Origin of the sequence: Wolbachia endosymbiont (group A) of Bombylius major (genome assembly GCF_947251895.1) — a bacterium.
GTDB lineage: Bacteria > Pseudomonadota > Alphaproteobacteria > Rickettsiales > Anaplasmataceae > Wolbachia > Wolbachia pipientis.
On sequence record NZ_OX366395.1, the window covers coordinates 869,533 to 882,778 of the forward strand.

At 35.8% G+C, this 13,246-nt stretch carries 10 protein-coding genes, 1 tRNA gene and 1 pseudogene; 2 read left to right on the forward strand and 10 right to left on the reverse strand.

Annotated elements, in window-relative coordinates; all coding sequences use genetic code 11:
• Positions 1-170: 170 nt before the first annotated feature.
• The gene (locus OPR49_RS04100) at positions 171-2,873 is read left to right on the forward strand and encodes a hypothetical protein (protein WP_265026735.1); all 2,703 of its coding nucleotides are present in this window, start codon (positions 171-173) and stop codon (positions 2,871-2,873) included.
• A 41-nt stretch (positions 2,874-2,914) separates the two neighbouring features.
• On the opposite strand, the gene OPR49_RS04105 is transcribed toward OPR49_RS04100, so the two are convergent.
• From OPR49_RS04105 to OPR49_RS04130, 6 genes are all read right to left on the reverse strand, one after another.
• On the reverse strand, positions 2,915-4,003 hold the full coding sequence (locus OPR49_RS04105; RefSeq protein ID WP_265027486.1) for an IS481 family transposase: 1,089 nt from the start codon (positions 4,001-4,003) through the stop codon (positions 2,915-2,917).
• Positions 4,004-4,103: 100 nt separating this feature from the next.
• Positions 4,104-5,096 (reverse strand): DNA polymerase III subunit delta, encoded by a 993-nt coding sequence (gene holA, locus OPR49_RS04110; protein WP_265026737.1) that lies wholly within the window; start codon positions 5,094-5,096, stop codon positions 4,104-4,106.
• A 29-nt stretch (positions 5,097-5,125) separates the two neighbouring features.
• On the reverse strand, positions 5,126-5,287 hold the full coding sequence (locus tag OPR49_RS04115; RefSeq protein ID WP_265026738.1) for a hypothetical protein: 162 nt from the start codon (positions 5,285-5,287) through the stop codon (positions 5,126-5,128).
• 124 nt (positions 5,288-5,411) lie between these two features.
• Positions 5,412-6,221: a metal ABC transporter permease gene (locus OPR49_RS04120; protein WP_264718789.1), complete on the reverse strand. Its 810-nt coding sequence runs from the start codon at positions 6,219-6,221 to the stop codon at positions 5,412-5,414.
• 1 nt (position 6,222) lies between these two features.
• Positions 6,223-6,579, reverse strand: a complete 357-nt coding sequence (locus OPR49_RS04125) for an Mth938-like domain-containing protein (RefSeq protein WP_265026739.1) — start codon at positions 6,577-6,579, stop codon at positions 6,223-6,225.
• 4 nt (positions 6,580-6,583) lie between these two features.
• A complete protein-coding gene (locus OPR49_RS04130; protein ID WP_265026740.1) occupies positions 6,584-7,450 on the reverse strand; it encodes a 4-(cytidine 5'-diphospho)-2-C-methyl-D-erythritol kinase in 867 nt (288 codons plus the stop codon).
• A gap of 81 nt (positions 7,451-7,531) precedes the next feature.
• On the opposite strand from OPR49_RS04130, the gene OPR49_RS04135 reads away from it, so the two are divergent.
• Positions 7,532-11,050, forward strand: a complete 3,519-nt coding sequence (locus tag OPR49_RS04135; protein ID WP_265026741.1) for a UvrD-helicase domain-containing protein — start codon at positions 7,532-7,534, stop codon at positions 11,048-11,050.
• 389 nt (positions 11,051-11,439) lie between these two features.
• On the opposite strand, the pseudogene radC reads toward OPR49_RS04135, so the two are convergent.
• The 4 genes and pseudogenes from radC to OPR49_RS04155 all read right to left on the reverse strand — a co-directional run bounded on the left by radC (position 11,440) and on the right by OPR49_RS04155 (position 13,164).
• Positions 11,440-12,113, reverse strand: a pseudogene (gene radC / locus OPR49_RS04140) (RadC family protein).
• On the reverse strand, positions 12,088-12,282 hold the full coding sequence (locus OPR49_RS04145) for a hypothetical protein (protein WP_155968352.1): 195 nt from the start codon (positions 12,280-12,282) through the stop codon (positions 12,088-12,090). Before OPR49_RS04145 ends, radC begins: the two are co-directional and overlap by 26 nt.
• Before the next feature lie 178 nt (positions 12,283-12,460).
• On the reverse strand, positions 12,461-13,057 hold the full coding sequence (locus tag OPR49_RS04150; protein WP_265026742.1) for an RDD family protein: 597 nt from the start codon (positions 13,055-13,057) through the stop codon (positions 12,461-12,463).
• A gap of 24 nt (positions 13,058-13,081) precedes the next feature.
• Positions 13,082-13,164 (reverse strand) — tRNA-Leu (locus tag OPR49_RS04155).
• Positions 13,165-13,246: the final 82 nt, after the last annotated feature.

The window sequence follows — 13,246 nt, forward strand, 5'->3', positions numbered from 1 at the left end:
GATTCCAGACTGGAATGACAACTTAAATCGTTTGATGTTACCATAAAATAGCTTGTGTCATCACATTAGTAACACAACCTTCCTTAATAAAAATTTAACCAATGCTTGTGATAATTATGTTAGCTAGTATTAGCTAGAACTAAAGGCAGAGGGTTATTAGTGAGGGATATATGGGCACTAACGATACACAACAAAAACACAGCTATGATGAGTTTATTGAAAATTTTTCGTTTTTATTCAAAGAGATAAAAGAAAAAGATGAAAATCTTCTATCTAATGAGATAAGAAAAGAAGATGAATCAATTTACAATGCCGTAGTTGGTTTTAACACAGTAAAGTTTTTAACAGAACACACCAACTGGAATTGGGACGAAGATGAAAACAAAAATAAAGCTTATGAAGTTATTCCCCCAGAGTGGAACAAGATAAAGAAAGCCGAACAAAAGCTTGAAAGTGAAGTTAAAGCAAGGTTGAAAGAGTATGTTGATGATGTTGCAGGAGTTTCAATATACGGTAATCACGCAAGTATTACGCTGGGAGATAACAAAAAAGAGTTTAAAATCAGCGAATTTTTAAACAGTGATTTTTGTCAGAAGAATGGAATCTCGGGGTTTTCAACATTGCATAGTGATGGAAAGAGCGGAATGCACGGTTTTGTTGCCGAGGAAGGTGAAGGGAAAGAAAAGAGAAAAGTAAGACATTATGTCGTAACCGATGGTTCATATGAAATGACTCTGAAATGGTATGCGAAAGGGGAAGAATGCAAGATCAAAATTAAGATTGATGCTAACGGTGTAGAACTTGTTAAAGGTGATGATTTTTCTCTAGAACGGTTAGAAGCGAATCAAGATGTAAAAATAGGTGGTTTATTCTTGCATGAAATAGAATTCAGGGAAAAAGGAAAAGTGAATGAGGTGCAACATAATAAAGACAGTAACGAGCTATCATCTGAAACTACAACAAGAATTGATGTTAATAGAGGTGTTAGCGTTCAAGCTACTGATATAACTCAAAAAAAAGAAGACCACCATTCACATTTTGGACTACAATCTAACAGCAGAAGGCAGTCTTACGATAGCGGAATTGGAAAAGATTTTGACGATAAAATTAATTCTCAGGAGGCTAAAGAAAAGCGTGAGCTTAGACAAGCAGCACGAGAAGCAAATTCGGGAGGTCAAGTTTATAACCTACAATCGCTTTTTGAGGAGAATCCTCAGAACAAAAAAACTCCTCCGCCACTTCCACCTAGAACTAGTTCACTACCACCTGAAAAAGGTGTTTTCGATGAGCAAGGGGGAGCCAAATCTGGAAGCCAAAAACCAGATGACTTGCGCGAAAATGAGCAAACACCTAATAATCAGCAAAAAGGTGCAACTTCTGATTCTTCAGATAGTTCTACTTTCACCAAGTCTGTAAGCCACAATCAAGATAATAGGCAAGAAGATGAACGGTATGACAATCCTACATTTGGACATGCTGTACCTGGAAGCCAAAAACCAGATAGAAGTGAGCAAACACCTAATGATCAGCAACAACCTAAAACCCAGCAACAAGAAGGAAATAGCAAAGGCGATCTGTTACAAGACATCAGAAATTTCAAGAAAAACAACTTACGGCACATTGATGTTGATGATAGAAAAGCATCAATTGCAGGAAGTAGAAAAAATAACCCATCACCGTTAGAGACATTAAAGGACAGAATTCCTTATTCATCTTCTCCAGATAACAGTGACAACCAAGATGCTAATGATGCTAAGTGGAAAGAAAGTGAACAGCCGCTCTCTGCTACAGCACTCAATAATAAAAGTGACTCGGGCTATTCATCTCCAACTCATGACAATAATGAACAATCTCAAGTAAATCCTGAACAGTTAAAGAAGATCTTAGAGAACATTGAACAAAGTGATCAAACTCCACCTGAAAATCTTCTTAAAGAAATCAGAGATAGATCACAGCAGGATAATAGAGGATTAAGGCAAGTTGATCCTACTGATAAACTGTCACAAGATAAAGAAGATGGATTGCAAAAAGACGATTTAGCAGATGTAAAAATAGTGGAAGGTCCAACTGTTAGTGTCTCTGCTTCAACACCAAATAGTATAAGTGATTCAGGCTATATATCTCCAACTAATAGTGATAGTAAATCTCAAACAGATTTAAAACAGGTAGGAAGGAAATTAGAAGAACATATTAATCTAACTCTATTTGAAGAACTTAAAAATACATTAGGTCAAGAAAATCTCGGGTTAAAACCGGCTGATCAGAGTCAGATTAGTGAAGAAACTAAAAAACGCTTGGGAGAAGTTGGGTTGCTCAAAGACAGCTCAACAGACATAAAAACAAACGATTCGGGCTATTCATCTCCAACTCATGCCAATCATGAACAATCTCAAGTAAATCCTGAGCAGTTAAAGAAGAGCTTAGAAAACATTGAACCAAAAGAAATCGGAGATACGAGTGAGTTAAAAGAAGCATTGGATAAAGGGTTAAGAGAACCGGCACAACAGGCTACTAAAGAAAATATTCCTAAAGATTCATTCTCAGAAAACGTTTTAGAAAAGATAGGAGAAGGTAAACAATATGACCCTATACGTAAGTGGTTAGAAAAAACAGTGGCAGAACGAGAAAATGCTGACACTAATCCAACCGTAGATAAAAATAGCGAACTATATAAATTACTAGAGAAAGATGAAGCACAACTGAAAGCTGGAGTAATAGAAGAAGAAAGAGGAGATACTTTAACAGAACACACTGATGGTTATGATCGCAATAGAATTGCATTAGCTAACAGAAATAAAAGACCACTAGATTGGGCTAAACAGGTTGCTGAGTCACAACAAAAAAAAGATACTAATAAAGGTATTTCAATATAAATTGAAGTGTAAAAGACAAGATTTAATCTGACAGAGAAGAATTAACTGACAGAAGAATTGACGTAGTCAAAACTAATATCAGGCTGTTGTTTAATGCTACTAATATTTTTCTGAAAAGCAATATGTTTACTGTCAAAAAACGTTTGCATAGGTGTTTTGCCATAGCAGTATTTGCCTGAGTGAGGCCTTGTCTCATTGTAAGAACGCAACCAATGATCAACATCGATCTGTAGATCCTCCAAAGAATAGTAGATTTTCTTTCTAAAGATAATATTGTAACACTCATCTTGCATAGTTCTATGGAATCTTTCACATATGCCATTAGTTTGTGGAGAGTTGGCTTTGGTTCTAGAATGATCGATATTTTCGATTCCTAAATATAGCTGATAAGCGTGATTTTCGGGCTTGCCACAATACTCCGTACCCCTATCAGTTAGAATGCGTAATAATGGAATTCTCTGCTCATCAAAAAATGGGATAACTCTATCGTTAAGAAGATCTGCAGCTGTAATAGCTGTTCTGTCCGTGTAAAGTTTAACCATTGCAACTCTGGAATAAGTATCAACAAAAGTTTGCTGATAAATGCGCCCTATGCCTTTGATATTGCCCACATAATAGGTATCTTGAGAACCCAAATAACCTGGATGTTGCGTCTCAATTTCACCATGAGCTTCCCTTTGTTCTTTCACTTTTTCTAAAGCTGCAAGTTGTTCTTCAGTTAAAATGATTCCGTCTTGAGCTACTTTTGCCTCCAGTGCTTTAAGTCTCTTTTTCAAAGTTTCAAGGTCATTTCTTAGCCATACAGATCTTACTCCTCCTTGGGAAATTATTATACCTCTTTTTCTCAGCTCATTTGCAGCTCTTTCTTGTCCATATGCAGGAAATTCTGTAGCTATGCCAATTATTGCTCTTTCTATATCTTCCGAAACTCTGTTTGCTAATAGCGGTTTTTTCTTACTTATTTCATGTAATGCTTCTTCTCCCCCATTTTCATATAACTCCTTGAATCGATAAAATGTATCTCTTGAGTATCCCATCACTTTGCACGCTTGAGACACATTTCCTAATTGTTTTGCTAGCTCTAGTAATCCTAGTTTTGGTTTTAGTATTTTTGTTTGTATTGTACTCATTTCTAACACTCCTTATTTTTATTATTCTTAACTTACTTTTTTAAAGTGTCATATCAAGTCCTGTTTAATACAAATTATAAGAAAGGCTGGATCCGAGTAGTCAGCTACCCGTCAGTGCATGTTGAAAAATCATTTTATGATCTAAATCAGTTTTTTTACAGGTAACTTCTAAGCTTATCAATTTTTCCAAGATCTTCTTAAGTTCTGAAAGTTGCAAACTTTTCAAATGAGATTTAAAACTCTGCAATTGTTTAAAAAACAATGGAGGACTCAGTTGATCAATTGCAACCTGCTCACTCATTCCACCTTGCACTGACAGCAAAGCGTTTTCAAGGCGTAGGAAATAATTTGATATAATGCGAATTAGTGCTATCGGTGAAAAATTTTCTTGCGATATCAATGCATCAGAAATTCTAATGAAACGCGACATATCTTTACTTGCTATGGCAGAGCATAGATCATCAAGTGTAGCATAGTCATTGCCGGAAGTTGAAAAGCATAATTCTATATCAGTAAGTTTTAGGTCTTTTCTCTCCCCTAAGTACAAAACTAACTTCTCAAGTTCTGAACATATAGGCAGCTTGCTATGATTAAAGTAAGATTGCAAATGGTAGATTATCTCATTTGTGCATTTTATATCATTTTGTTTTAAGTAACTTGATATAATATCATAAAGATTACTGTTGCTGTCCTTATAGCAAGCAATTACACCAAAAATTTTTGAACTCTCCATATAACTTTTAGTCGCAGAATTATATGGAAGATCACTTGCTACCATCATTACATAATGACCACTTGCGTTATAATCCAATACATTTTTTAACTCTTTGGATATACCTCCACTCACATTTATCAGCTTAATTAATTTTTTGCTGGTAAACATCGAAATGTTTGCCAATTCAGAAAATAGTAAACCGGGTGACTTATTCACTATTGCAAAATCCATCACCTGAACTGAATACTCATCCAAATTAGCAATTATTTCTTGTACATAAAAATCAACCCTACTGTTATCACTTCCATGAATTAACACACCACGTAAAGCATCAGGTTTCTCTAGGAATCTTTTAACTTTGGATGGTGTAACCCTCATGCCACCTATATGATATCATTCTCATTTGACTATACATGAGTATCCAAAGACTCGGAGCTTTCTTGTGCAATATTATGCACATCACCTGCTACATCATCTGACGCATCCTTCCTCCAAAAAGAAGCACACTTATTGTAAAAATTTTTCATAGGTTGTACTATATATTTAGAAAAAAATCCTTCTTCGCTCATATTACTTACTCCATAAAACTAACATCTTATCATTAGCACATAAACAATAATATAGCAAATTGTGCTAAGATAGTGATGTTTTATAATGAGTATATTACAAAATTATTAACATTCGAGATTAAAATTAAGCCAACCTGCTTAATACTAGCCTTATAAAATAAGCGATAATTAAATATACGGCTGCAACAAGTATAATTGCAGGTCCAGTTAACAAATCAAAACTTGCAGATAACATGAGACCCGATATCCCAGAAATCACAGAAAAAACTGTTGCAACAATAATCATCTGCATCGGAGTTTTCGAAATGAGCCTTGCAGATGCTGCTGGTATTAGCAAAAATGCAGCAATGAGTAATATCCCTATTAATTGGGCAGCAATTGCTATAAATATAGCAAGAGTGATTAAAAATTCTAGTCTAACAAAGGTAACATTAATTTTTTCAACTACTGCTAAATCTTGATTAATTGAAATCATTAACCAATAACGCCATCTAAATATTAATATCAAAGTAACTACTGCAGAGGTTAAAAAAATCAATACTATATCACTTTGATCGAGCGTTAATATATCACCAAACAGTGAGCTAATAATACTATTATTGCCAGATGGAAGAAAAGACATAAGTATTAAACTCGATGATAAAACTACATTGGTAACAATGTTCAATATCGTATCAGCAGAATATAATCTGTTAAAATTAAGAGAAAGTAGTATAGCAAATGTAATTGCAATGAGCATTATGCTGAGCGATGGGCTAATCTTAAAGATCAAAGCAAGTGCAATACCAAGCAATGAAGAATGGGACAAACTATCACCAAGATAAGATAACCTTTGCCATATCATAAACGATCCTAAAGCGCCTGTTACTAGGCTAATTACGACTACTGCAACTAGACTATTGATGAAAAAATCCTGGGTAAACATTTCAAACATGCTATATGGCTATTAGATAACTGACAACAAATCTATCTTCGGATATTAAAACGTTATGGGTTCTGCATGCTGCACCGGTTGTCATAAATTCAAAATTTAAACCTTTTTGCTCCATAAGATAGGACTTCACTGAAGAATTTAGTATATTGCGTGTTTTACCAGTACCTATTAACAAAATTTCTATTTCCTCCGTTAAAAAAGATTCAAAATGCTCCTTGCTATTTATATCACTTTCTTTCAATTTTATCACCTTTTCAGGAAAAATTATAATTGAGCCATAATATTCTTGATTGTTTACCAAAAATTTTCCTTCCCTGTAACCATTTATAAGATTTTTATTCTCGGAAATTAAGGGCATAAAGTCAAACTATTAATTGAGTGTCACATACCCACCATTCTGGTTGCTTTTTTCCGATATTAACTGCAGCAGCTTTTGCATTTTCCTCACTATCGAATATTCCAAAACATGCTACACCACTGCCTGACATGCGAGAAAGTATAGAGCCTTCTTGTGACTCAAGTGTTGATATCACATCCTTAATTTCAGGTACAAGGCTTATTGCTATTTCTTGAAGATCGTTTCTCGTCTCTTTAAGAAGCTTCAACAAATCCTTTTCAGCGTCATCGCTCCATTTAATTGGCTCAGAAAATTTTCCTTCATGTTTGGAAAATACCTCTGGTGTACTCAAAAACTTTTTTTTCGGTTTCACAAGCACCACATTCGTGGGTAAAGAGAACTTTTTTATGTGGCACAATTCTTCACCAATACCTCTAACAAAAACAGGCTTGCTATCTACACTTGCGGGAACATCAGCGCCAACGTTTAAGGCTATTTCATTTAAAATCGTCCTATCAATCTCCCACAGCTTCCCTAGCGTACGTACCACAGCTCCAGCATCTGAGGATCCGCTACCAAGTCCTGCAGCAATTGGTATGTTTTTTACAACCTTTACAGTGACTTTAGTGCGTACAGGAGCATGCCTAAGCAGCAGATTAACCGCTTTCATTACAGTGTTATATTGGTTATTTATTTTAGACTCGGAGTTTATAAATTCAACTGTAGAGTTATCGTATCTAGAATCCTTCTCACCTACTTTTATTTCCAAAAAATTAGAGAGATTAGCAAAGACAAATAAACCTTCAATTAAGTGATATCCTGTTTCTTTTTTGTCTACAATATGCAAAAAAAGATTGATTTTTGCAGGCGCCTTTACACAAAAACTTTTCATTATATATCTTCACTAAGATTATTTTTACATTATATGTATAATGCTATTCTAGTCAACTTTTATAAGGTTTTCGCACTTCTGATGAGATCAAATGCCATAAATCCTAATTTCTCTGTGTGGGTAAATGCATCTGCTGGTACAGGCAAAACAAAAATCTTAATAGACAGGGTATTGAGACTTTTATTAGAAAACAAAAGAAATATTCTCTGCTTAACGTTCACCAATGCTGCAGCAAACGAGATGGAGAATCGCATTCACAGCATACTCAGTAAGTGGGCAATATGCTCAGAGAGTGTGTTGGCAGCAGATCTAGAACAACTAGATTTCTTTCCGATGTCATTCCAGCGCGTGACGCTGGAATCCAGTAAAAAAAAAGAATGGATCCCAGTGTCAAGCACTGGGATGACAAAGGAGAATGCTGGGATGACGGAGGGATCCAGAAAAAATAAAGATTATTTAACAAGAGCAAGAAGGCTTTTCTCTGAACTGGAAAATCTTGGTCTAACTATACAAACCATACACGCTTTCTGTTACAAATTAATCTCCAGCTTTCCTATAGAAGCTTGCATTGCTCCAAATTGCACGCTGAGCGAATGCAAAGAATTACATTCCATCATATTCAATAAAGTGCTTCATAACGAAAATGTGCAGGAGGATATCAACCTTATTGCGGCTGAATTTGATGAAAATAAGCTGCGCGATTTGCTTTATACTTTATGTGTAAAAAGATCGATGTCAGCAAATGATTCGAAATATATCAAAGATAAATTGAGCGCCCCAGATGAAATTCATGACTTACAGAGTGAAACAATTGAGCACGTGGGAAGACTAGCCGAGATATTAAGTGAAGGCAGTAAAAGAGATCAGAGTTATAGTGAAATACTTTATTCTACTGTCATTCCAGTGCTTGACACTGGAATCCAGAAAAAAAGAACCAGTGTCAGCTACTCGGATGACACCGGAATAAAGTGGAATGACACCAAAATAGAAAACCTAGCCAAGGTATTTCTCAAATCAGAATCGCACGAAAAAAAGAGCATATCATCCATTGCAACAAAAAGTATTTTGGAGAAATTCAAAGATGCAGAGCAAATAATAGAGAACGTTCAGAATGTAGTGTTTACTCATATAAGAGACATGAACTCTTATCAAATATTCAAGAGAACCAGTAGCTTACTTGGTATATTTAAAGTATATGTTGATCTATACAGTAGCGAAAAATCAAAAAATGCACTGCTTGACTACAATGATATAATTGACTTAGCAACAAATCTTCTCAGCGACCCAGATCATAAAGATTGGGTATTGTTTAACTTAGATCAAAAAATAGATCACATCCTTGTTGATGAGGCACAAGACAATAGCATCAGCCAGTGGAAAATTATAACAAATCTCTGCGATGAATTTTTTACCGGTAATGATGAAAAGCGAACCTTATTTGTAGTTGGTGACGTAAAACAATCCATATATAGATTTCAAGGAGCAAATCCCCATCTATTCAACTATATGCAACAATACTTTCATACGAAAACTGGTGGTAGAGATTGGATATCATGCCAACTTGAAAAGTCATTTCGTTCAACTCCAGAAGTTTTGATGCTTGTAGATAGAATATTTAATAACTTCCGCGCAGAAATATCTTTTAATGATAATGAAATAAAACATGTTCCACATAGAGAAAATGACCAAGGATATATTGAAATTTGGCCAGCATTACCAAGGCGCAAAGAGAAAGAACAGCAAGCTTTACAAATTCCTCTGACATGCAAGGAAGGTTATACAATAGCAGATCGATTACTTGCTCAAACAATAGCTAACAGAATTCACAATTGGTTAAACGAAGGGCGGATTTTAGTCGCTAAAGATCGCCATATAGAACCAAGAGACATTATGGTTCTGGTACGACAACGAAACGTATTAGTTGATTACATAATAAGCGAACTTAAAAAAGCAAACGTGCCAGTTGTAGGCCGGGATTATTTTAGAATTATGGACTATATAGCCGTGCAGGACTTAATAGCTTTGGCCGAATTTTTACTCCTCCAGGCAAATGATTTAGCTCTTGCAAATGCTTTAAAATCACCACTGTTTAATTTTACCGAGGATGATTTATTTAACATTGCATACGACCGTAAAGAGCATTCACTATGGGAAAGAATTCAGGATTATTCTGTGGTTATCTATAGTCAATTAAACTATCTCATTAACTTATCTCGCACAGAATCCCCTCTCGCATTATTCACGCATATACTGCGCACAGGTAAGAAGAAATTTGCTGCAAGGCTAGGTCTTGAGTGCTTCGAGGTTCTAGACGAATTTATGAACCTTGTGTTGCAATTTGAGAACCCATCTCTTCAAGCGTTTGTTCAGTGGATCAAGGAGAATAACCCGGAGATTAAGAATGATATGCAATCAGAACGCAATGCTGTGCGAATAATGACAATTCATAAATCAAAAGGTCTGCAAGCTCCCATAGTATTTTTGGTTGATACAAACACAGTGCCAAGAAACAGTGAAAGCATTATCTTTGATGGAACAGAAGTGCCATTTTGGTGTGGAAAAAACAACAACGCTTATTGCGATCAAGTAAAAAGAGAGAAAAAACTAGAGGATTATAATGAATATTTGCGTTTATTATACGTAGCACTCACGCGTGCTGAAGATGAGTTATACATCTTAAGTAAAGAGCCAGTGCAAAAGGGCTCTTGGTATGATCTAATCACTCAGTATGGAACATCATATGAAAAGAAACAAGTATACTTACAGCCAATATTTAAAGAAAAAGTTGAAGTGCTATGTGTGAACGCAAACTACCCTTACATTTATAAAAAACGTGATTACTTTGACGTTCCGGTCATTTCCCTTCCGCCAAACCTATCAATGTCATTCCAGCGCGTGACACTGGAATCCAGTAAAAAAGAAGGAGAACCAGCATCAGCTACTCACTCTCCCCTGTCATCCCAGCGTCCTCCCCTGTCATCCCAGTGCGTGACACTGGGATCCAGTAAAAAAGAAGGAGAACCAGCATCAGCTACTCACTCTCCGGTGTCATTCCAGCACTTGATGCTGGAATCCAGAAAAAAAGAAGCCTGGATCCCAGTGTCACGCACTGGGATGACAAATAGGGGTACTGGGATGACAAAAAGTAGCGCTGAAACGAAAGACAGTTATACAAGAGGCTTAATAATTCACAGCATATTGCAGTATATGCCCAAGATAGAAAAAGAAAGGAGAAAAAATTGGGTCAGAAAATACCTTGATAACATCAGTGAAGATAAGGATGAAATTTACAGTAAAATATTAGCCTTTAATGAAAAATATGGCTATTTGTTTGACTTGGAAGGCAAATCAGAGATTACACTGAGTGGAACAATTGATGGCAAGTCAGTATTAGTACGACTAGATAGGCTATGCATAACGCAAGATAAAGCAATCATAATTGACTACAAGTCACACCGTAACGTTTCTGTTTCCTCATTAAATGAAATAAAAAAGCAAATGTTGACCTATAAAACCTTAGTACAAGAAATATATCCAAACAAGCAAGTGGAGTGCGTGGTTATTTATATGGAGGATTTAACTCTGCAATCTGACTTTTGATGAAACTTGATTGCAAGAGTGCGGTAAAAGAATCTATAGCTAAAGTAATTCTGGTTTAGCAACCAATTTAAAAAACGACAAATTCGTCATTCCAGTGCCTCCTTCTCCTGTTATTCCAGTGCCCTCTTTCTTGTCATCCCAGTGCGTGACACTGGGATCCAGAAAACTTAATTGCAAGTAATACATTGAGTTTGGTGAGTATGGGTTTTGCGTTATAGAATGAAGCACTTTTGGTGAATTTGTAAAGAAAACTGGATTCCAGTGTCAAGCACTGGAATGACAAGTTCTCGGCAACCCCTACGTCATCCCGTCACGGTATCTCTTAGCCGCTAACACGTAGCGGAATGACGATTGTCGGTAAATCTAAGTTACTGTAGCTATAAAGGCTTTCACAACAACCTATTTTCCTTGAAACTAAAATAGCTACTGAATGTAATAATAATGTGATCTATTAATTCTATTCCTATACTTTGGCAAGCTTCTGCTAGTTGTCTAGTGAGAGATATATCGCTATTTGAAGGTTGTGTATCTCCGCTTGGATGATTGTGAGATATTACAATGGATGTTGAACCAATCAAAAGTGCGCGCTTGATGATCTCTCTGACATAAAGAGGAGTTTGATCTACTGTACCAATATTTTGCAGGTCTTCCGCTATTAGACGATACTTTTTATTCATATAGATGACGCGAAAATTTTCCTTATTGAGGCTTCCTATACTTATTCTTAAATAATCAAGCAATTTTTCCCAGTTATCGATTACAGGCAGGTTTTTTATTTCTTCTCTTGCAGAACGAACAAAGGCTTGTTTTACACAAAAGATGGCAGATATCGCTGCATTGCTGACACCATCAACGTTTTGCAGCGCTTCCAGGTCAGCATTAAAAACTTTATTAAGCTGCCAAAACTTTCTATCAAACTCTTTGCCACCGGTTTTACATCAATTCTACTATATGCTGAATATAAAATGTGCTCTAAAACTTCATAATCAAGTAATGATTGTCCATTATCTAAAATAATTTTCTCTCTTAGGCGCTTTCTATGCCCCTTTTTGTAATTTTTCATCATCAATGAATTGCTTATCTCTTGTATAATAAGAAATTAGATTTTTAAGTAAAATATTTAATAAAGCGCATGACGCACAATTGTAAGAACATTCATTTTTAAAGACAGCAAATGGTGTCATGAAAGTAGCTGAGACACTGTCCTCCTTTGTCATCCGAGTAGCTGACACTGGTTCCTTTACGAAGGCAGTGCCCAGAGGTGTCATCCCAGTGCGTGCACATAGTGCAAAAAATTAAAAATAAGACGCCAATACGTAATACTGTTGTCGTTTAATCTGCACAGATTGAAGATAAATGAATACCTTCAGTATCATGATAAAGGGGCTGGCGAAGGGTGTCAAGTAGTTTTTAGCTCTGCCTTCTAAGGCTTTTACTCGTGACAACCACTGTGCCTGCGATCTTATCGTGCCAAGTTTGACAGCGTTTGTTGAAATTTGACCATAAAAAGCCCAAGAATAATGGTGCAAATGATAGTATGAGGGAAAAAAATCTCTTGGTTGCTTGCCTTAAAGTCATTTTTCCGAAGGTTTGTGCATCCACAACTCTGAGCCCAAATAATAGTTTTCCAGGTGTAGCAGCAAACTTTACCCACATATATATTACATAGCAAAAGAGCATAATAAACTGAACTATTTGATTTAGAATCATTAATTTTACAAGTCTACTCTGCATTGCCTTTTCTTCTATAGAAAGTGGCACTTGCATTTGGTATTTTGCAGCAATTTGACTTAATATTTTGCTATCCTCTGAGTTTGTAAAGAGCTGATTAAAGGCTTGGCTGCAAAACTGCAAGAACAAAACGATAATAATCAAATCAAGCAATACTGATATATAGCGCCTGAGGCCCGTTACATAACATATTCCATTTTCGTCTTTCTTTACCTTTTGAATAACATTTATAGAAGAAAAAATAGAAAATAAACGATCAAAAAATTTATGTAACATATATACGCTTTCCAATATTTAATCTGCCCCTGGCCGGACTTGAACCAGCATGCTTTTGCAAGCAACAGATTTTGAGTCTGCCGTGTCTACCATTCCACCACAGGGGCATTAAGTTTTAATGCTATAGGCAACACGGAATTAGTCAAATTTTTTTGCCTTTACATCTTTCAAATTAGGACTAAATATTCT